This is a genomic window from Pseudomonas bohemica (assembly GCF_002934685.1).
GTDB classification, from domain to species: Bacteria; Pseudomonadota; Gammaproteobacteria; order Pseudomonadales; family Pseudomonadaceae; genus Aquipseudomonas; species Aquipseudomonas bohemica.
The window spans coordinates 133022-152739 of the sequence record NZ_NKHL01000115.1; the positions used below are offsets into that span (position 1 = coordinate 133022).

Sequence of the window (19718 nt, forward strand, 5' to 3'; positions counted from 1 at the left end):
TCTCTCCCAGCTTTCTGAAAGCTGAAACAAAAAAAGGCCAGAGCTGCGAAGCTGTGACCTATAGAAAAAAAAGAGGGTATTTGCAACCTGCAAAGCTGACCAAACATTTCAGCATCTCGATCGAGGCCAGCATTTGCTTGGCCGGCGGGTGGAAACGCCCAATATGAAACCTTTTTCATAGTGGGCATTCCCCGGTCGTCAGATTAGTTGTTGCTGGCCGCTGCGGGCGCTTTGCCGCCAGACGCCGGCGCTGCAGCATCGTCACGCATGGACAGCGCGATGCGTTCGGCAGTCCCGATCGGGATTTCACCAACCACCGTCACCATCGCATCGCCCTTGGGCGTGTTGAGGCGGCGAGATACCGCAACCGTCGGTCCAAGCTGAGTCCGGATGTCAGTGACAGCGGCACCGCTCACGGGCTCGATGAACACCGAAAAACGCGCCAAGCCATCATCATACATAAGGCTGGTGACCAGAGCCCTGGAGTCCGGATCCTTGCGCGCCGCTGCGGTGCTAAGCTCAAAGCCCGCCGGTAACCAGTCGGAATGCCAGGAAACCTGCTGCTTCTGCGGCTCGGCCTTGCCCTTGACCACATCCACTGACTTGCAATCAGCGCTGGGTTGGAGCATCTGATCGGTCGGGTCGCTGGTATTGAGTTCAGTGAACTGGAAGCGTTCGAGCAACTGGCCTTTATCGCTAAGCAACAGCGACTTCAACGGCAGCCCGGTCTGATTGTCCAGGTGCAGTTCGATGCCATACCGATGCTGATCGCGTGGGGTCAGTGTCACCACCGTTGCCGGACGTCCAGCCACCCGTGAACTGCCCCCGACCTTCATGTCATACCACTTCGATAGCTTGGCAGCATCGAAGGCGTGTGCAGGAGAGTCTGGGATATTCGAGACACCGGCTTCAAGAGTACCGCTGACGCATTGGGTTAACCCATCGACACGCAGTACTTCCTGAGCGGAGCCATCAAGCTGAAGCAAATGCTCACGAACCTTGCCATCGACAACGCGATGCCAGATTCGATGAGTGGAAAAACTTCCGTTGCGTTCGTAGACGAAGGTGCCCTGGAAACTTTGCTGCTGTTCTGCCTGCGCAAGACGCTTCAACTGGTCTTGCGCATCATCGGCATGAACTGGAAGGACCAGCCATCCACCAAGCAGAAGCGGCACTAGAGGGATGGCGCGCATGATCCTCCTTAACGGTTTTCCAGGCTGGCGGCGCGAGCATATGGCAACGCGCTTTCAGTACCTTTCAACGCAGCTTGCTGAGCATGTTGACGCAGGTAACCCGGCAGACGCTGATCGTGCCAGCCAGCCTGGTTCTGCAGTACGCCGCTGGCCATAGGGCCTGGCGCTTGCTCGCTTTCAGTGTAGCCGGCCAGAACCGCTGGGCCTTTAACCTGAGGCATGGCTACATTGGCAGGCTGTGCCGATTGCTGAGCCAGTTGGGCACCAGCGATTTCGTCCTGGTTGTACAGGCGTACACCCGCTAGAACAGCCACCGTGACCGAGGCAGCCACGGCCAGACGCCCCAGCGTGCGCCAAGGACCGCGACCGGCCTTGAGCGGGCTGACTTCGTCGGCGATCGCGGCAGATACGGCAGCCGAGATGTCCAGATGGGGCATCAGCAGTTCTTTATGCATTGCTGCACGAGCAATTTGATAACGCGACCATGTGGCACGTGTATCCGCATCGTCGATTGCATTGAGCACTCGACGTAATTCCAATTCGTCCGCTTCGTTATCCATCACCGCGGACAGCGATTCCTGCAGGGCTTCACGACTCATGGCGGTTCCTCTCATATGGCTATCGCCGCTGTCTCAGGTTTCCTGCAACAAAGGCTGCAGGGCTTTATCAATGGCTTCCCGAGCGCGGAAAATGCGAGAGCGCACGGTACCAACCGGACACTGCATAACGCTCGCAATGTCTTCGTAACTCAGACCGTCGAACTCGCGCAAAGTTAGAGCTGTGCGCAAATCTTCCGGCAGTAGCTGGATGGTCCGATGGACGGTGCCTTCGATCTCATCCCTTAACAATGCACGTTCCGGCGACTCGATGTCCTTGAGGCCATGATCGCCGTCGTAGAACTCCGCGTCTTCAGACCTGACATCGCTGTCCGGCGGTCGCCGACCTCGCGACACCAGATAGTTTTTCGCCGTGTTGATGGCGATGCGGTAAAGCCACGTATAAAACGCGCTGTCGCCGCGGAAATTCCCAAGTGCACGGTAAGCCTTGATAAAAGCCTCTTGCGCGACATCCTGGGCTTCATGGGTGTCGTGGACGAATCTCACGATCAACCCAAGAATCTTGTGCTGATATTTCACCACTAGCAGATCAAAGGCTCGCTTGTCGCCGCGCTGTACGCGTTCGACCAGTTGCTGATCCTCTTCCTGGGTTAGCATGAACACTCCTCATAGAGCTCAAGGGAGTGTCGCAGAGGCTGCTTCACAGGCTTGCAAACATAGACTCGGGCTTTTCGCAAAAGTTCTCCCCCCTTCAAGCAAGTTTCCGGCGAGCGTCGCTGGCCCGCACGAAAAACGCAGCTCGAACCAGGTCGGCTGCGTGAATAATCTTGTCGTCGAAAGCGCTTGCGCGGATGTTTGAACCACCTTCGCACAGCGCCGACGCTGTCCCTTTATCGGCAACCCTCTATTGAACGTGGGGCTTTATGAAAAGTTCCCACATTTCGCTGGAGAGCGTAAGACACGCATCATGAGGTTTGTAGGATCCAATTCGAAGTGACTTCGACACGGGATTGCCTGCCAAACGGTATGCACGATGCCGCGGAGTAGCGCACAATCCGCCCCCGCCGTGATTCACAATTGCCATAAATCCCGGCCATTGTGCCGTTACCACTCCTTACATACTAGTGGCCATATAGAAGCCGAGATAACAAGCAATGAGTCGACACATTCATCACGACGTTTTGGTGGTCGGCAGCGGTGCCGCCGGGTTGAGTCTGGCGTTGACGTTGCCCGACCATTTGCGCATTGCGGTCCTGAGCAAGGGCGATCTGGCCAACGGCTCGACGTTCTGGGCGCAGGGTGGCGTTGCAGCGGTACTGGATAACACCGACACCGTTCAGTCTCACGTCGAAGACACGCTTAATGCCGGTGGCGGTTTGTGTAATGAAGAAGCGGTGCGCTTCACCGTCGAGCACAGCCGCGAAGCGATTCAATGGCTGATCGACATGGGCGTGCCGTTTACCCGAGATGATCGCTCGATGGTCGAAGACGGCGGATTCGAATTTCATCTGACCCGCGAAGGCGGCCACAGTCATCGGCGAATCATTCACGCTGCGGACGCAACCGGTGCGGCGATTTTTCGCACCTTGCTGGCCCAGGCCAGGGCCCGGCCGAACATCGAACTGCTGGAGCAACGCGTCGCGGTCGACCTGATCACCGAACGCCGACTGGGGCTGGGCGGTGAACGTTGCCTCGGCGCCTACGTGCTGGACCGCGCAACCGGCGAAGTCGACACCCACAGCGCGCGTTTCACCATTCTGGCTTCGGGCGGCGCGGCCAAGGTTTATCTCTACACCAGCAACCCCGACGGCGCGTGTGGCGACGGCATTGCCATGGCCTGGCGCTCGGGCTGTCGGGTCGGCAATCTGGAATTCAACCAGTTCCATCCCACCTGCCTGTACCACCCGCAAGCCAAGAGCTTCCTGGTGACCGAAGCGCTGCGTGGCGAAGGTGCTTATCTAAAGCTGCCGAACGGCGAGCGCTTCATGCAACGCTTCGATGAGCGGGCAGAACTTGCTCCTCGGGATATCGTGGCTAGGGCAATCGACCATGAAATGAAGCGCCTGGGGGTCGATTGCGTTTATCTGGACATCAGCCACAAGCCTGAAGCGTTCGTCAAAACCCATTTTCCGACGGTGTATGAGCGCTGCCTTGAGTTCGGCATCGACATCACTCGCCAGCCGATCCCTGTGGTTCCCGCCGCGCATTACACCTGTGGTGGCGTGGTCGTCGATCAGCATGGCCGCACCGATGTGCCGGGGCTGTATGCCATCGGCGAAACCAGTTTTACCGGGCTGCACGGCGCGAACCGCATGGCCAGCAACTCGCTGCTTGAATGCTTCGTCTATGCCCGCTCGGCCGCTGCCGATATCGTCTCGCAACTGTCCGAAATCTCTCAGCCCAGGGATCTGCCATTCTGGGACGCCAGCCAGGTGACCGATTCGGACGAAGACGTGATCATCGCTCATAACTGGGACGAACTGCGGCGTTTCATGTGGGACTACGTCGGGATCGTGCGCACCAACAAGCGCTTGCAGCGTGCTCAGCATCGAGTGCGACTGTTGCTGGATGAGATCGACGAGTTCTACAGCAACTATAAGGTCAGTCGCGATCTGATCGAGCTGCGCAATCTGGCCCAGGTCGCTGAGTTGATGATTGCCTCGGCCATGGCGCGAAAGGAAAGCCGCGGGCTGCATTACACGCTGGATTACCCCGAAATGCTGCCTGACGCCATCGATACTATTCTGGAGCCGCCCACCTACGTCGGCTGAACTTCAGGCGTAAACGCAAGCGTCGGTGCAGGTCCGGCGTCATGGCGTCGCCTGGAATGCAGGCGCTTCTGACCCAGCACCGACTCAGCCAACTGCCGCTCGTCAGCCGGAACCTGAGCACCACGATGCGCGGCAGCGCCATGCTGTCGGGGCGCAGTTGCACAGGCTGCCAGCCGACACGTCGGCTCCACAACTGCCAGCCGGAGCCGTCTCGCCGCAGGCCGGTAAAGGCATCATCGTGACTCAACAAAATTGACCGGGGCAGCGAGTGCAAGCCATGAAGCAGGCACAACAACACGCCGACCGCTTTGGCCCAGAGGGGAATTTCAAGGAGGACAAGCGAGATCAGAGCCAGCGCCTGGGCGCCGACATATGCCGTCAGCAGGGCGCGGGAGCGCTGCCAACGGCATTCGAAACGATCATTTCGGCTGGACACGATCCAGGATCATGCGAACCATGCGCTGAAGCTCGGGATCTTCCGACTCGCCGCGCTGCATGAACCAGACGAACATGTCCTGGTCTTCGCAGGTCAGCAGACGAACGTACAGCGCGCGGTCAACGTCGTTGAGCGATGGATAGACCTCTCTGACAAACGGCACCAGCAGAACATCCAGCTCGAGCATGCCGCGACGGCTGTGCCAAAAGAGGCGGTTGAGTTCAATTTCTTCGACCATGGAGCGCTCCTCGAATTTGGCGGCGAGTATACAGGGGCATCGCCATCGGGCGTACCCGCACTTAGTCGCAGGCTTTTACGCATATCCATTATCGAGACGTGGATATACCCATAACCCAAGCTGGGCACTATGATGGTGCCCCAGACTTTTACCCCTGCGATGACCCATGGCCGATTCAGCTTTCTTCTGCCCGCTCTCTCACGAAGGTGTGCTTGCCGTTCGCGGCGTGGACGCCAGCAAATTCCTGCAAGGCCAACTGACCTGCCACATGGATTATCTGAGCGACGCCAAGGCCACGCTCGGCGCCCGTTGCACCCAGAAAGGCCGCATGCAGTCCAGCTTTCGCATTCTGCTGGAAGGCGACGGCGTGCTGCTGGCGATGGCCCATGAGCTGATCGAGCCACAGTTGCTGGACCTGAAAAAGTACGCCGTCTTCTCCAAATCCAAATTGACCGACGAAAGTGCGTCCTGGGTGCGCTTTGGCCTGAACAACGCCGATAGCACGTTGCTCGGCCTGGGACTGGACCTGCCACAGGAAACGGATTCGGTGGTCCGCGCCAACGACCTGATCGCGGTCCGCGTCTCCCCTGCCCGCACCGAAGTCTGGGTTCGCGTCGCTCAGGCGGCGGACGTGCAAAGCCGTTTGGCCGCGCAGTTACCGCAAGGCTCGCTCAACGACTGGCTGCTGGGACAGATCCGAGCCGGGATCGGTCAGGTCTTCGCGCAAACCCGCGAGGAATTCATTCCGCAGATGATCAACTTGCAGGCCGTGGGCGGCGTCAGTTTCAAGAAAGGCTGCTACACCGGCCAGGAAATCGTCGCGCGCATGCAGTATCTGGGCAAGCTCAAGCGCCGCCAGTATCGCCTTTCTCTGGAAGGCAGTGACGTCCCGGAGCCCGGCGTAGCGCTGTTCTCCCCGGTCCACGCCAGCGCTGTCGGCAACGTGGTGGTGGCCGCCCGTGGCGATTCAGGCGTCGAGTTGCTGGCCGTGTTGCAGGCCGACGCAGTCGAAGACGGCAACATTCATCAGGGCACGGCAGATGGCCCGGCCTTGAAACTGCTCGAACTACCGTACACTTTGGATGCCAAACTCGAGACACAGCGTTGAGCCTTCGTTGCCTGCCCCCTGCCGCCGCGCGGCCGGGGGTGCTGATCGGAATGCACTATCCAGAGATTCGATATGAGTAGTATGGCTGATGAGGTGCAGAGGGATCTGATCAAGGCGATCGACAAGGACGCCCTGTTTCTGCCGACACTGCCTGAAGTTGCGATGAAAATTCGTCTGGCCGCCGAAGACTCGGAAATCAGCATCATTGCCCTGAGCAAAGTCATCGGTAGCGATACCGCCCTTTCGGCTCGCCTGATCAAAGTGGTGAACAGCCCGCTGTTACGGCCCAATTTCGAGGTCAGCGATGTGCTGACTGCGGTTCGCCGGCTGGGGGTGAATTACACCTGCAACCTGGCGATTGGCCTGGTGGTGGAGCAGATGTTTCACGCCAAATCATATGTGATCGAAACCAAGATGCGCGACATCTGGAAGCTCAGTCTGCAAGTGGCGGGCGTGAGCAATCTGCTCAGCTATCAGCGCGGCCACCTCAAAGGCGACAAGGCGACACTGGCGGGTTTGATTCACCTTATCGGCGTGCTGCCGATCCTGACCTACGCCGAGGACAATTTCGAGTTGCTGGCTGACGCCGTGAGCCTCAATCACGTGATCGATCGCATTCATCCGATCATCGGCGAACGACTGCTGCGTTCATGGGATTTTCCGGATGCGCTTGCGATCGTGCCGCGACAGTTCCAGAACTTCGACCGAGTTTCCGAACAGGCCGATTATGTGGATCTGGTGCAGGTCGCGACCGTGCATGTGCATGAAGCTACCGGCCGGCCTTATCCAAACCTCGACGTGCAGGGGATGCCAGCGGTCAGGCAGTTGGGGTTGAACATGGCCAATGGCGAGTTGATCGGGAAGATGAATGAGGCGATGACGCTGTTGTATTGAAAACCGAGACTACGACCTGGCCGTGCAGCTACCGGCCTGGCGTTGAATACGTCAAACGCTTTCGCCCTGCCCCGCAATGAAACTGACACGGACCATAAGGCCACGCTCGGCTCCATCGTGCAGCGTAATTCGCGCCAGATGCGCCCTGCAGATTTCCCCAACGATCGCCAGCCCCAACCCCGCCCCTGAGCTCTGCTGATGGCGTCGGTAGAATCGCTCGAACACCCGGTCACGCTCATGCAGCGGAATGCCAGGGCCGTCGTCCTCGACCTCCAGCACACAAGGCGAATGCACCCGCAGCACGACATTGCCACCGGGCGGCGTGTGCGCCAGTGCGTTATCGACAAGATTGCTCAGCAGCTCATTGAGCAAGGTCGGCTCGCCGCGCATCCATATCGGTTCGTCCGCCTCCAGCGCCAATGCCACACCCCTTGCATGCGCCAACGGTGCCATCGCCATGCCCAGTTCCCGGGCGAGTTGGCTGAGGTCCAGTGACTGCGCACCGCCCTCGGCAATCGCACGCGCGCCGTTTTCAATACGCGCCAGCGACAGCAACTGGTTGGCCAGATGGGTCAGTTTATCGGTGCCGACTGCTGCGCTTTCCAGCGTGCTGCGCCAGGCTGCAGGGTCCTGATCGCGCAGCCCCAGCTCCAGCCGCGCTTTTAATGCCGCCAGCGGTGTGCGCAGTTCGTGGGACGCGTCGGCGATGAACTGGGCCTGACGCTCGAACTGCATGCGAAGGCGCTCGGTGAAGTGGTTCAGCGAACTCACCAACGGACGCAATTCATGCTGAACCTCCACCAGCGGCAGCGAACGCAGGTCATCGGGTTGGCGCTCTTCGACGGCGGTGCGCAGACGATCCAGCGGACGCAAAGCGGCACTGACGGTAAACCACACCAGCAGCAACGCCCCGCTGCCAAGCATGCCCAGACGCAGCAAGGTGTCGGCCATCAGCCCACGGGCCATGTTCACCCGTTGCTCCTCGGTTTCAGCCACGCGAATTTCGGCGATGCCGTTCATGTTCGGCTCGCTGACCGCCTTGAGCAGGCTCACCACACGCACATCCTGGCCCTGATAGCGGGCGCTGTAGAACTTGGCCAGCGCCGGGTAATCGTCGGTGCGTGGGGTTCCTGGCGGCGGTGCTGGCAAATTTTCATAGCCGGAAATCAGCTTTTGATTGATGTCGTTGACCTGGTAGTAAATGCGCCCGGCGCTGTCGTAGGCGAAGGTGTCGAGGGCGACATAGGGCACATCCGCGCTAAGGGTGCCGTCTCGTTCGGACAAGCCTGCGGCAATGGTCCGCGCCGAGGCCAGCAGGGTTCGGTCGTAAGCAGTGTCGGCGGCTTCCCGGCCGTTCCAGTACGCGCTCATGCCGCTGGCGATCATCAGCACCACCAGCAGCAAACCCAGGTTCCACAGCAGCCGCCAGCGCAGGCTGTTTTCCGCTGAGGGGAACGGGTTAAGCATCCCGGCTTTCCAGCAGGTAACCCAGCCCCCGGAACGTCACGATGGCGATGGGATGTCCGTCGAGTTTCTTGCGCAGGCGATGCACGTAGATTTCGATGGCATCGGCGCTGGCTTCCTCGTCCAGGCCAAAGACCTGCGCCGCCAGTTGTTCCTTGCTCATGACCCGGCCAGGGCGAGCGATCAGCGCTTCGAGCACCGATTGCTCGCGAGAAGTCAGGATCAACGCCTCGTCGCCAAGAGTGAAACGACGCGTGTCCAGATCGTAGACCAGCGCCCCACAACGCTGTTGACGTTCGCCGCCCAGCACGCTGCGGCGCAACAGCGCCTTGACCCGCGCTTCTAGTTCGGACAACTCGAAAGGTTTTGCCAGGTAATCGTCGGCCCCCAGATTCAGGCCATGAACGCGATCCTTGACGTCACTGCGCGCGGTCAGCATCAGCACAGGTATGTTCTTGCCCCGCGTACGCAGTTTGGCCAACACCTCGAAACCGTCCATGCGCGGCAGGCCGACATCGAGAATCGCCACGGCATATTCTTCGCTGCTCAGGGCCAGGTCAGCGGCCACGCCATCATGCAGAATATCCACGGTCAGCCCGCTGCCCTTGAGCGCCAGCGCGACGCTTTCAGCCAGTTGCAGATGATCTTCGACAAGCAGGACACGCATCGGATTCTCCCGATTGAGGCGTTGGGTGGACGCGGAGTTTACAGGCGCGACGCCGCCTGTGAAGGCTGAAACAGCTGAAAACCCGCCGTTAAACTTCGAAAGTCCTCATTGAAAGCTTGATGAAAGGTAGTTGAAAGGTTGATGAAAGCTTCGCTGATTAGGATCCGGGCACGACTGGTTACGATTGCCCACCGTGTGGCATCCGTGACGTTTAGGATCGTGACGAAAAACGCCTCGATGCGTTTTCAACAATAAAAACAATATCGGAGTCATCGGTGATGCCATCACTGCAAATCCCGGCCATAGCGCCGCCTGAATCCCATCCTGTTTTGAGTACACTTCGCCCCGCAGCGCAGTGCATCGTCACGTCCCGTTTTTCTGTAATGGAAATGCTCACCCCGGGCTTGCAACGCCGTGGAGCCACAGCCTGATCCATACCCCAAACGCATCCAAAAACAACAACTCCATCGGAGACCGACCATGAATCTATCGTTGCGCCGTATCAGCGTTGCTGCCAGCTGCATGTTGGTGGCCACTCAATTGTGGGCGGCCGAGCCCAACCGCCCTGAATGCATCGCGCCGGCCTCTCCAGGTGGTGGCTTCGACCTGACCTGCAAACTGGCGCAAAGCGCGCTGGTCAACGAGAAGCTGCTGAGCAAGCCGATGCGCGTGACCTACATGCCTGGCGGCGTAGGCGCGGTGGCGTACAACGCGGTGGTGGCTCAGCGTCCTGCCGATGCGGGCACGCTGGTCGCCTGGTCCAGCGGTTCGCTGCTCAACCTGGCCCAAGGCAAGTTCGGTAAATTCGACGAAAACGCCGTACGCTGGCTGGCGGCCGTTGGCACCAGTTATGGCGCCATCGCAGTCAAAGCCGACTCGCCCTACAAGAACCTGGACGATCTGGTCAAAGCCCTGAAAGCCGACCCGAGCAAAGTGGTCATCGGCTCCGGCGGCACCGTCGGTAGCCAGGATTGGATGCAGACCGCGCTGGTTGCCAAAGCGGCGGGTATCAACCCGCGCGACCTGCGTTACGTAGCACTGGAAGGCGGCGGTGAAATCGCCACGGCGCTGCTGGGCGGTCACATTCAAGTCGGCTCAACCGACATCGCCGACTCCATGCCGCATATCCTCAGCGGCGACATGCGCCTGCTGGCCGTGTTCTCCGACAAGCGTCTGGACGAGCCGGAAATGAAGAACATCCCAACCGCCAAAGAGCAAGGCTACGACATTGTCTGGCCGGTGGTGCGCGGCTTCTATCTCGGCCCGAAAGTCACCGACGAGCAATACAACTGGTGGAAAGACGCCTTCGACAAGCTGCTGGCGTCGGAAGACTTCGCCAAGTTGCGCGATCAGCGTGAGCTGTTCCCGTTCGCCATGACCGGCCCGGAGTTGGACACATACGTGAAGAAACAGGTTGCCGAATACAAAACGCTGGCCAAGGAATTCGGCCTGATTCAGTGAATGATCTCGATTGACTGGCTCTCGATTGATTGACTAAGGGTTGCGCCACCTGCGCGGTGGCGTGACCCTAGGAGCTTTCCATGGTCTTGCAACGACTTTTCGCCTTCGTGCTGCTGCTGGCCTGTATTGGCCTTGCGCTGATGGCGTGGCCTTATCAGGCCCCCTTTTCCTACGAACCCGTCGGCCCGCGCGCCTTTCCGCTGCTGATGCTGGCGCTGATGGGTATTTCACTGCTGTACATGATGCTTCGCCCGACGCCGATCAAGCACTCCGAAGACGAGCCGCCGCTGGATCGCCCAACCCTGATCAAGATCGGCACCTGCATCCTGTTGTTGCTGGTGTTCGCCGGCTTGTTCGAGCCGCTGGGCTTCGTACTCAGCAGCATCCTGATCGGCATTCCCATGGCCCGGCTGTATGGCGGCCGGTGGCTGCCGAGCATCGTCATCACCACCGTGATGAGCATCCTGCTGTACGTGCTCTTCGACAAAGTGATGGATGTGCCTTTGCCCCTCGGCCTGCTCGACGTTCTGGAGAACTGATATGGACACTCTCGGCTATCTCGGCCAGGGCTTTGGCGTCGCGCTGACCCCATACAACCTGGTCACTGCCCTTTCCGGCACTTTGATCGGCACCGTCGTCGGCCTGCTGCCGGGCCTGGGCCCGATCAACGGCGTGGCGCTGCTGATCCCGATCGCCTTTGCCCTCGGCCTGCCGCCAGAGTCGGCGCTGATTCTGTTGGCGGCGGTGTACCTGGGGTGCGAATACGGCGGACGCATCAGCTCGATCCTGCTCAACATTCCGGGCGAAGCGTCCACTGTGATGACCGCGCTGGATGGCTACCCGATGGCCCGCCAGGGCCTGGCCGGCGTGGCATTGTCGCTGTCGGCGTGGAGTTCGTTCATCGGTGCGTTCATCGCCACCTGCGGCATGGTGATGTTCGCCCCGCTGCTGGCCAAATGGGCGATTGCCTTCGGACCTGCGGAATATTTCGTGTTGATGGTTTTCGCGATCGTCTGCCTCGGCGGCATGGCCGGTGATCGACCGTTGAAGACATTTGTGGCGGCACTGATCGGCCTGTTCCTGTCGAGCATCGGTATCGACGCCAACAGCGGGGTGTATCGTTTCACCGGCGACAACATCCATCTGGCCGATGGCATTCAGTTCGTGGTGCTGGTGCTGGGTCTGTTCTCCATCAGCGAGATTCTGCTGTTGCTGGAGAAAACCCACCGTGGCCAGGAAGCAGTCAAGGCCACCGGCCGCATGATGTTCAACTTCAAGGAAGCCAGCTCGGTGTTCCTGGTCAACATTCGCTGCGGGCTGATGGGCTTCATCATGGGTGTGTTGCCGGGCGCCGGTGCGACGTTGGCGAGCGCCGTGACCTACATGACCGAGAAGCGTATCGCAGGGGCGAGCGGTAAATTCGGACAAGGCGACATGCGTGGTCTGGCAGCCCCGGAAACCGCCATCGGCGCGACTGCCTGCGGCGCGTTGGTGCCTATGCTGACGCTGGGGGTTCCGGGTTCGGGCACCACCGCGGTAATGATCGGCGCCTTGTCGCTGTACAACATCACCCCCGGTCCGCTGCTGTTCCAACAGCAACCGGACATCGTCTGGGGCCTGATCGCCTCGTTATTCATCGCCAACATCATGCTGGTGATCCTCAACATCCCGATGATCCGCATCTTCACCCGCATTCTGGCGGTGCCGAACTGGGCGTTGGTGCCGGTGATCGCGATCATTACCGGGATCGGTGTCTACGCAGTGCACGCCACCACTTTCGACCTGTTCCTGATGGTCGGCATCGGCATCTTCGGCTACATCCTGCGCAAGCTGGACTTCCCGCTGTCGCCGATTCTGCTGGGCTTCATCCTCGGCGGGTTGATGGAGCAGAACCTGCGTCGCGCGCTGTCGATCTCCAACGGCTCGATGGACATCCTCTGGTCCAGCCCGATTACCCTCGGCGTCTGGGTGGTGACCGCGCTCATGTTGGTGCTGCCGCTGATCCGCATCTGGCGCAAGCGTTCGGTCCAGCGCCGCGCACTGGCCGATGTCTGACCGGCCCTTCAAAACATGGTGGGGAACACCGCTGGTCGGTCTGCTGGGAGGCTACCTCGCCAGTCAGGTGGGCTGGCCCCTGCCCTGGATGGTCGGCTCATTGCTGGCGATCATCCTGGTCCGCTGCCTGACCCCGTGGCAGCTGGCTGAAATCCCCGGCGGCCGCAAATGCGGCCAATGGGTAATCGGCATCGGTATCGGCCTGCACTTCACCCCGGTTGTCATCGAACAAGTGCTCTCGCATTTCGGCCTGATCTTCATCGGCGCGCTGGTGACCAGCGTCTCCAGCGTTGTCGGCGTGTGGCTGATGCTGCGTACCGGCGAGGACCGCGCCACGGCGTTCTTCTCCAGCATGCCGGGCGGGTCGGGAGAGATGGTCAATCTAGGCGCGCGCAATGGCGCAATTCTCAGCAACGTCGCGGCGGGTCAAAGCCTGCGCGTGCTGGCAGTGGTGCTGTGCGTGCCGGCGATCTTCAAGTACCTGATGGGCAGTGGCGGCGCGCCTGTACACGGGACGGTCGTAGACTGGTGGTGGCTGATGCTGTTATTTCCAGTTGGGGCGTTGGTCGCCTGGGGCTGGCAGCGATTTAAGCAACCCAATCCGTGGCTGTTCGGACCTTTGCTGGTCAGTGCGGTGATCAGCATCAGCTTCGATTTGCACATCGGTTTGCCCAACGGCGGCAGTCAGATGGGGCAATGGTTGATTGGCAGTGCGCTGGGGTGTCACTTCAATCGCGCCTTCTTCCGTCGCGCGCCTTCCTTTATAGGGCGTACGCTGGTCGGGACGGCATTGACCATGAGCATCGCGGCACTGTGCGCGCTGGCCTTGAGTACCGCGACTCATCTGGATCTGCGTTCATTGACGCTGGGGATGATGCCCGGTGGCATCGCCGAAATGAGCCTGACTGCGGAAGTCCTGCAACTGTCGGTGCCACTGGTGACGGCGATGCAGGTGATGCGGCTGTTGTTTGTGTTGTTTCTGGCCGAGCCGTTGTTTCGGTACTGGAATCGGCAACCTCCTGGCAATACGAACCGGTAGCAGCGAGCTTGCCCGCGATGGCGCTGTGTCAGTCACGTGAATGGCACAGATCCACCGCAATCGCGGACAAGCGCTCCTGCAAGGGTCCCGTTCCAGCTGCAACCCTATGTCAGACGCTGGCTGGCAACTGCCAATCGATCGGCTTCAACCCGTTCTGCTGCAGATACTTGTTCGCAAGGCCGAAATGCCCACAACCCAAAAAGCCTTTATAGGCCGACAGTGGCGAGGGGTGGACGGAAGTCAGAATCAGGTGCTTGGAAGCATCGATCAGCTTCTTCTTGCTCTGGGCGTGCGAACCCCACAGCAGGAACACCAGATGCGGCTGATGGGCGCTGACGGTTTCGATGATCTTGTCGGTGAAATGCTGCCAGCCCTTGCCGGCGTGAGACGCCGCGTTGGCCCGTTCGACGGTCAGGGTGGTGTTGAGCATTAGCACGCCCTGATCGGCCCACGACTGCAGATAGCCGTGATTGGGGATGTCGATGTTCAGGTCGCGCTTGAGTTCTTTATAGATGTTGACCAGGGACGGTGGCGCCGGTATGCCCGGCTGCACCGAAAAGCACAGGCCGTGGGCCTGATTCGGGCCGTGGTAGGGATCCTGGCCGAGAATGACGACTTTCACGTTATCCAGCGGCGTCGAATTCAGCGCATTGAAAATCAGCGGGCCCGGCGGGTAGATCTCCTTGCCTGCCGCATGTTCCTGGCGCAAGAACTGGCGCAGCTCACCCATGTAAGGCTTTTCAAACTCCTCGCGAAGGGCCTGTTTCCAACTGGGCTCAAGTTTGATGCGATTGTCGTCAGTCATGGTCATATCCGGAAAAACAATGCGCGGACTTTAGGGGCTGTGGCCAATTATTTCCAGCGCAGCACGTTGTGGTCTTCCTACACTCCTGTGCAACAGCCGTTTGCAACTTCCCGGCATTCAGGGGACTCACACCCTTGATAGATGCCTGTCCCACGCACACGAGGTCACGATGAATCTGCAATTCGAAGAGCTCACAGGAACCGACGGTGCCCGCCTGGGCATTGCTACGCTGGACGCCGAAAAATCCCTGAATGCGTTATCCCTGCCAATGATTCTGGCGCTGCAGGATCGCCTCGAGGCCTGGGCCGGCGATCCGCAGATCGTCTGCGTGCTGCTGCGGGGCAAGGGCGAGAAAGCGTTTTGTGCAGGCCGCGACGTGCGAGCGCTGGTAGAGGCCGGGCGCAGCAAACCTGGAACCGTACCCCCGCTGGCGGCGCAGTTCTTCGCCGCCGAATACCGCCTCGACTACACGTTGCACACTTACCCCAAACCGCTGATCTGCTGGGGCCAGGGTTATGTGCTCGGCGGCGGAATGGGACTGCTGCAAGCCGCAGGCATCCGCGTGGTCACGCCGAGCAGTCGGCTGGCGATGCCTGAAATCAGTATCGGCTTGTACCCGGATGTCGGTGCCAGCTGGTTTCTTTCGCGCTTGCCAGGCAAGTTGGGGTTATTCCTTGGCTTGACCGGATCTCACATCAACGGCCGTGACGCGCTTGACCTGAATCTGGCCGATCGCTTCTTGCGCGACGATCAGCAGGAAGAGCTGATCGACCGCCTCCTGCAACTCAACTGGCAGGAACAGACCGCCGTCCAGCTAAACAGCCTGTTCAAGGCGTTGCAGCAGGAAGCGCTCGAACAAATGCCGCCAGCGCAGTGGCTGCCCCGCCGTCAGCAGATCGATGAGTTGTTGGATGTCGCCGATGCAGCCTGCGCGTGGAATGCCCTCAAACATCAACTGCATTCGCAGGACCCATTGCTGGCCAAGGCCGCGAAAACTCTCACCGAGGGCTGCCCGCTGACCGCGTTGCTGGTCTGGGAGCAGATCACTCGCGCGCGGCACATGTCGCTGGCCGAAGTGTTCCAGATGGAATACAGCATGAGCCTCAATTGCTGCCGTCATCCCGAGTTCAGTGAAGGCGTTCGCGCGCGGCTCATCGACAAGGATCACACCCCGCACTGGCACTGGCAGGACATCGCGGCGATTCCGCTCGCAGTGGTGGATGCGCATTTCGAGAAGGCCTGGGAAGGACGGCATCCGTTGGCCGATTTGTCAGAGTACTGACATGAAGCAGCGCCAAGCTCCGAGTTTCAAGCTGCAAGAGAAAGCAGGGTGAACTCCATACCGAGCCTGACGCTTACACTGGCCACTTATGGCCGGTTCTCAGCGATTGCCGCCGCTTTGGCTGTCGTGGCCGCCGCGACCGAAGCCGCCGCCGCGCTGGAAGTTGCCTCCCGATGGCCTGCCCGGGCCGGGGCCACCCCCTCCGTGATTACCATTCCAGCCCGGCCTCGGCCCGCCGCCGCCAGGTCCAGGGCCGGGAGGTGGCGGACGATAGCCATTGCCGCCCCCGTGATAGCCACCTGCGCCGCCATTCCAGTGGCCGCCGCCGTAACCGGGGCGTCCGCCGTAACCCGGACCCGGACCGTAATAACGAGGGGGCGGTGCGTAATACCGAGGTGGTGAGTAATAGCGTGGCGCCGGGTAATAGCCGGGCGATGAGTAATAACGCGGCGATGAGTAGTAAACCGATGAGCCATAGACCGCTGCCGGCGCGTAAGGGCGATAGCCGTCATCCACGTAGCCGCCACTGTAAATCGGCTGCGTGTAGGTCTCTTGTTCGTAATAGCCTCCATAGCAACCTGCCAGAGACAACGTCATCAGAAGGGTAAGCAAGCTTCGTCGATACATGGCGGCCTCCTGGACCGCGATAGAGCTCGAACCAGCGGCGCTGGTCGGCGTTCCCGTAACTGCCGAGAACATAAGGTCAGACTGCAAGATGCTCGACCAGTGCCCCAAGCCAAGCCTCAACCGCCGGACGGCGCCCCCCAAAGGTGCACGCGCCTCGCCTTTCAAAACCGGTATTTACGTTCGCGCGCCGACGATACAAGGCCCCAGCCGACTTGGCACAACTCTGGCTAGACAAACCTGGTGCAGGAGTCAACTCAGGTTCGCGGCACCACAATTTGCAATAGCTGACTAGGGTTCCGGCTCGCGTGAAAGCGAGTGGCTGGTCCGAGAGTCGGCGACCTCCAGTAGAGGTTACACGGCGGGATAAAAGCCCGGGAGACAGGACACCAGTGGTGTCGCCGTACTCCTGACCGCCTTTTTTCGCTACTGGAGGTTTTATCCATGCAGAAGTCCCGTCTTTGCGCCCTGTTCGCCGCAAGCCTCATCGCCGCCCTCAGCCTCTCGGCCACCGCCGCCCCGAAGAAAGACTTCAACGTCTGCTGGACGATCTACGCCGGCTGGATGCCGTGGGAATACGCCGGCACCCAGGGCATCGTCGACAAGTGGGCCAAGAAGTACGGCATCGACATCAAGGTCACCCAGCTCAACGACTACGTTGAATCGATCAACCAGTACACCGCTGGCCAGTTCGACGGCTGCACCATGACCAACATGGACGCCCTGACCATCCCCGCAGCCGGCGGCGTGGAAAGCACCGCGCTCGTTGTCAGTGACTTCTCCAACGGCAACGACGGCATCGTCATCAAGGGCGACGGCAAGAAAGTCACGGACCTGAAAGGCATGGACGTCAACCTGGTCGAGTTGTCGGTTTCCCACTATCTGCTGGCCCGTGCGCTGGACTCCGTTGATCTGACCGAGAAGGACTTGAAAGTCGTCAACACCTCCGATGCCGACATCGCAGCGGCCTTCAACACCAGTGAGGTCAAGGCCGTCACCACCTGGAACCCGATGCTCTCGGAAATCAAGGCCAAGCCCGGCGTTACTGAAGTGTTCGACTCCAGCAAGATCCCCGGCGAGATCATGGACATGATGGTGGTCAACACCCAAACCCTCAAAGACAATCCGGCGCTCGGCAAAGCACTGACCGGCGCCTGGTTCGAAGTCGTGGCGCTGATGAACGCCAAGTCCGCCGAATCGACCAAGGCCCTGGAACACATGGCCAAGGCCTCGGGCACGGATTTGCCGGGTTTTCAGTCGCAACTCGACACCACCAAGCTGTTCGCCACGCCCAAGGAAGCGCTGGATTTCGCTACCAGCAAACAACTGCCAACCACCATGCGCAAGGTCGCCGGCTTCTCGTTCGAGCACGGGCTGCTTGGTGAAGGCGCCAAAGACGCCAGCGCCGTGGGCATGAGCTTTGCCAACAGCGTGACCGAAGGCGACAAAGGCAACCTCAAGCTGCACTTCGACCCGAGCTACGTGCAAATGGCTGCCGACGGCAAGTTGTAAATCACGCTTCGCTACAAGGGTTCTAGCTATGCGCTTGATTAACCGCCGCCCGGATCGCGCCAGTCGTTTGATTCTGGTGATCCTGCCGTTCGCCCTGTTGCTGTTTGCCTATTTCACAGGCTCGGCCACGCGGCTGACGGAAAACCCCAACGACAAGCTGCTGCCCAGCGCGGTGCAGATGACCGATGCGATCAAACGTGTGGCGATCATTCCCGATCAACGCACCGGCGAATACCTGCTCTGGCAGGACACCGCGTCGAGTCTGCAACGCCTGGCCATGGGTCTTGCGATCAGCGCGGTGGTCGGCCTGTGCGTGGGCATCGCCTCGGGCGTGCTGCCGCTGTTCGGTGCGCCGTTGTCGCCACTGCTGACGGTACTGTCGATGGTGCCGCCGCTGGCGGTTCTGCCGATTCTGTTCATCGTCTTCGGTCTGGGCGAGCTGTCGAAGGTGATGCTGATCGTGATCGGCATCACCCCGGTGCTGGCCCGTGATCTGGAACAGCGCGCTCGGGAAATCCCCGTGGAGCTGCTGATCAAGGCGCAGACGCTGGGCGCCTCGACCTGGACGCTGATCCTGCGCGTGGTATTGCCGCAACTGCTGCCGCGCCTGTTGATCTCGCTGCGGCTGGTGCTGGGGTCGGCGTGGCTGTTCCTGATCGCAGCCGAAGCCATCGCCTCCACGGACGGGCTGGGCTACCGGATTTTCCTGGTGCGACGTTACCTGGCGATGGACATGATCCTGCCCTACGTGGCGTGGATCACCCTGCTCGCCTGGCTGATGGACTGGGGCCTCAAGGCGCTGACCCGCAAAGCCTTTCCCTGGTACGAGGGAGTGCGCCCATGAGCTTCATTTCGGTGAATAACGTCTGGCAGCAATACGACGATCAAGTGGTGCTCGAAGGCTTGAACCTGAGCATCGCCGAGGGCGAGTTCTGCACCCTGGTCGGCGCGTCCGGCTGCGGCAAATCGACCTTTCTGCGCCTGTTGCTCGGCCAGGAGGTGCCAAGCAAAGGTGTGATTCTGCTCGACGAACAGCCCATCGCCAACGAACCGGATGCCAGCCGTGGCGTGGTGTTTCAACGTTATTCGGTGTTCCCGCACCTGTCGGTGCTGGACAACGTCGCGCTGGGCCTTGAACTGCCGCGTTCGGCCTTGCTCGGTCGTCTGTTCGGCAAGGCGAAACGCGAGGCACGTGAGCAGGCGTCGGCGCTGTTGCACAAGGTCGGGCTGGGTCACGCGCTGGACAAGTACCCGACGCAACTGTCCGGCGGCATGCAACAACGTCTGGCCATCGCCCAAGCGCTGATCATGAAACCCCGCGTGCTGCTGCTCGACGAACCCTTCGGTGCGCTGGATCCCGGCATCCGCAAGGACATGCACGTCCTGCTGCTTGAACTGTGGCGCGAGACGAAACTCACGGTGTTCATGGTCACTCATGACCTCTGCGAAGGCTTCAACCTCGGCACGCGCCTGCTGGTGTTCGACAAGGTTCGCCTCGACCCGCACGCCCCCGGTGCCTATGGCGCCCGCATCACTTACGACATTCCCCTGAACAGTGATCGTCGCGCCGCACGCGCGGCCATTGAATCGCTGCAAACGGCTTGAAGGATTT

At 60.3% G+C, this 19718-nt stretch carries 20 protein-coding genes and 1 riboswitch; of the genes, 11 read left to right on the forward strand and 9 right to left on the reverse strand.

The features are described 5' to 3' along the window. Nucleotides 1-203: 203 nt before the first annotated feature. Genes CE491_RS20355 through rpoE form a run of 3 tightly spaced genes read right to left on the reverse strand, consistent with a single transcriptional unit; the run spans nucleotide 204 to nucleotide 2407 of the window. Nucleotides 204-1193, reverse strand: coding sequence for a MucB/RseB C-terminal domain-containing protein (locus CE491_RS20355; protein ID WP_110950137.1), 990 nt, complete (start codon nucleotides 1191-1193; stop codon nucleotides 204-206). Nucleotides 1194-1201: 8 nt separating this feature from the next. Further along, a complete protein-coding gene (locus CE491_RS20360) occupies nucleotides 1202-1792 on the reverse strand; it encodes an anti sigma-E factor RseA C-terminal domain-containing protein (RefSeq protein ID WP_110950138.1) in 591 nt (196 codons plus the stop codon). A gap of 33 nt (nucleotides 1793-1825) precedes the next feature. Continuing rightward, the gene (rpoE, locus tag CE491_RS20365) at nucleotides 1826-2407 is read right to left on the reverse strand and encodes an RNA polymerase sigma factor RpoE (RefSeq protein ID WP_037014368.1); all 582 of its coding nucleotides are present in this window, start codon (nucleotides 2405-2407) and stop codon (nucleotides 1826-1828) included. A 497-nt stretch (nucleotides 2408-2904) separates the two neighbouring features. Between rpoE and nadB the strand changes: the two genes are divergently transcribed. Beyond that, nucleotides 2905-4521 (forward strand): L-aspartate oxidase, encoded by a 1617-nt coding sequence (gene nadB, locus CE491_RS20370; RefSeq protein ID WP_110950139.1) that lies wholly within the window; start codon nucleotides 2905-2907, stop codon nucleotides 4519-4521. Here nadB and CE491_RS20375 read toward each other — a convergent pair. Together CE491_RS20375 and CE491_RS20380 are read right to left on the reverse strand one after the other, a co-directional pair. Then, complete coding sequence (locus tag CE491_RS20375) at nucleotides 4490-4957, reverse strand: protein YgfX (RefSeq protein WP_110950140.1); 468 nt, start codon at nucleotides 4955-4957, stop codon at nucleotides 4490-4492. The genes nadB and CE491_RS20375 overlap by 32 nt on opposite strands. Beyond that, entirely contained in the window at nucleotides 4941-5195 is a 255-nt protein-coding gene (locus CE491_RS20380) for an FAD assembly factor SdhE (RefSeq protein WP_110950141.1), read from the reverse strand. Before CE491_RS20380 ends, CE491_RS20375 begins: the two co-directional genes overlap by 17 nt. A gap of 166 nt (nucleotides 5196-5361) precedes the next feature. Here CE491_RS20380 and ygfZ point away from each other — a divergent pair, with 166 nt between their 5' ends. Together ygfZ and CE491_RS20390 are read left to right on the forward strand one after the other, a co-directional pair. Then, the gene (gene ygfZ / locus CE491_RS20385; protein ID WP_110950142.1) at nucleotides 5362-6303 is read left to right on the forward strand and encodes a CAF17-like 4Fe-4S cluster assembly/insertion protein YgfZ; all 942 of its coding nucleotides are present in this window, start codon (nucleotides 5362-5364) and stop codon (nucleotides 6301-6303) included. Nucleotides 6304-6375: 72 nt separating this feature from the next. Next, the gene (locus CE491_RS20390; protein ID WP_110950143.1) at nucleotides 6376-7197 is read left to right on the forward strand and encodes an HDOD domain-containing protein; all 822 of its coding nucleotides are present in this window, start codon (nucleotides 6376-6378) and stop codon (nucleotides 7195-7197) included. 51 nt (nucleotides 7198-7248) lie between these two features. Here CE491_RS20390 and CE491_RS20395 read toward each other — a convergent pair whose 3' ends face one another. Together CE491_RS20395 and CE491_RS20400 are read right to left on the reverse strand one after the other, a co-directional pair. Next, nucleotides 7249-8664, reverse strand: coding sequence for a sensor histidine kinase (locus CE491_RS20395; protein WP_110950144.1), 1416 nt, complete (start codon nucleotides 8662-8664; stop codon nucleotides 7249-7251). After that, a complete protein-coding gene (locus CE491_RS20400) occupies nucleotides 8657-9328 on the reverse strand; it encodes a response regulator (protein ID WP_110950145.1) in 672 nt (223 codons plus the stop codon). The genes CE491_RS20395 and CE491_RS20400 overlap by 8 nt, the downstream gene beginning before the upstream one ends. A 480-nt stretch (nucleotides 9329-9808) precedes the next feature. On the opposite strand from CE491_RS20400, the gene CE491_RS20405 reads away from it, so the two are divergent. From CE491_RS20405 to CE491_RS20420, 4 genes are all read left to right on the forward strand, one after another. After that, complete coding sequence (locus tag CE491_RS20405) at nucleotides 9809-10789, forward strand: Bug family tripartite tricarboxylate transporter substrate binding protein (RefSeq protein WP_110950146.1); 981 nt, start codon at nucleotides 9809-9811, stop codon at nucleotides 10787-10789. An 80-nt stretch (nucleotides 10790-10869) separates the two neighbouring features. Continuing rightward, nucleotides 10870-11328: a tripartite tricarboxylate transporter TctB family protein gene (locus CE491_RS20410; RefSeq protein WP_110950147.1), complete on the forward strand. Its 459-nt coding sequence runs from the start codon at nucleotides 10870-10872 to the stop codon at nucleotides 11326-11328. A 1-nt stretch (nucleotide 11329) separates the two neighbouring features. Next, nucleotides 11330-12844 carry a tripartite tricarboxylate transporter permease gene (locus CE491_RS20415; protein WP_110950148.1) on the forward strand — a complete coding sequence of 505 codons (1515 nt, stop codon included), beginning with the start codon at nucleotides 11330-11332 and terminating at the stop codon, nucleotides 12842-12844. Further along, on the forward strand, nucleotides 12837-13883 hold the full coding sequence (locus tag CE491_RS20420; RefSeq protein ID WP_110950149.1) for an AbrB family transcriptional regulator: 1047 nt from the start codon (nucleotides 12837-12839) through the stop codon (nucleotides 13881-13883). Before CE491_RS20415 ends, CE491_RS20420 begins: the two co-directional genes overlap by 8 nt. 109 nt (nucleotides 13884-13992) lie before the next feature. On the opposite strand, the gene ung is transcribed toward CE491_RS20420, so the two are convergent. After that, a complete protein-coding gene (gene ung, locus CE491_RS20425) occupies nucleotides 13993-14688 on the reverse strand; it encodes a uracil-DNA glycosylase (protein WP_110950150.1) in 696 nt (231 codons plus the stop codon). Nucleotides 14689-14857: 169 nt separating this feature from the next. Between ung and CE491_RS20430 the strand changes: the two genes are divergently transcribed. Beyond that, entirely contained in the window at nucleotides 14858-15970 is a 1113-nt protein-coding gene (locus tag CE491_RS20430; RefSeq protein ID WP_110950151.1) for an enoyl-CoA hydratase/isomerase family protein, read from the forward strand. 99 nt (nucleotides 15971-16069) lie between these two features. Here CE491_RS20430 and CE491_RS20435 read toward each other — a convergent pair whose 3' ends face one another. Further along, on the reverse strand, nucleotides 16070-16597 hold the full coding sequence (locus CE491_RS20435) for a hypothetical protein (protein ID WP_110950152.1): 528 nt from the start codon (nucleotides 16595-16597) through the stop codon (nucleotides 16070-16072). Nucleotides 16598-16874: 277 nt separating this feature from the next. Next, nucleotides 16875-16977: riboswitch (guanidine-I (ykkC/yxkD leader) on the forward strand. Between the two features lie 61 nt (nucleotides 16978-17038). Here CE491_RS20435 and CE491_RS20445 point away from each other — a divergent pair. Genes CE491_RS20445 through CE491_RS20455 form a run of 3 tightly spaced genes read left to right on the forward strand, consistent with a single transcriptional unit; the run spans nucleotide 17039 to nucleotide 19711 of the window. After that, complete coding sequence (locus tag CE491_RS20445; RefSeq protein ID WP_110950153.1) at nucleotides 17039-18106, forward strand: putative urea ABC transporter substrate-binding protein; 1068 nt, start codon at nucleotides 17039-17041, stop codon at nucleotides 18104-18106. A gap of 28 nt (nucleotides 18107-18134) precedes the next feature. Further along, complete coding sequence (locus CE491_RS20450) at nucleotides 18135-18950, forward strand: ABC transporter permease (RefSeq protein ID WP_110950154.1); 816 nt, start codon at nucleotides 18135-18137, stop codon at nucleotides 18948-18950. Then, a complete protein-coding gene (locus tag CE491_RS20455) occupies nucleotides 18947-19711 on the forward strand; it encodes an ABC transporter ATP-binding protein (RefSeq protein ID WP_110950155.1) in 765 nt (254 codons plus the stop codon). Before CE491_RS20450 ends, CE491_RS20455 begins: the two co-directional genes overlap by 4 nt. Nucleotides 19712-19718 lie beyond the last annotated feature (7 nt).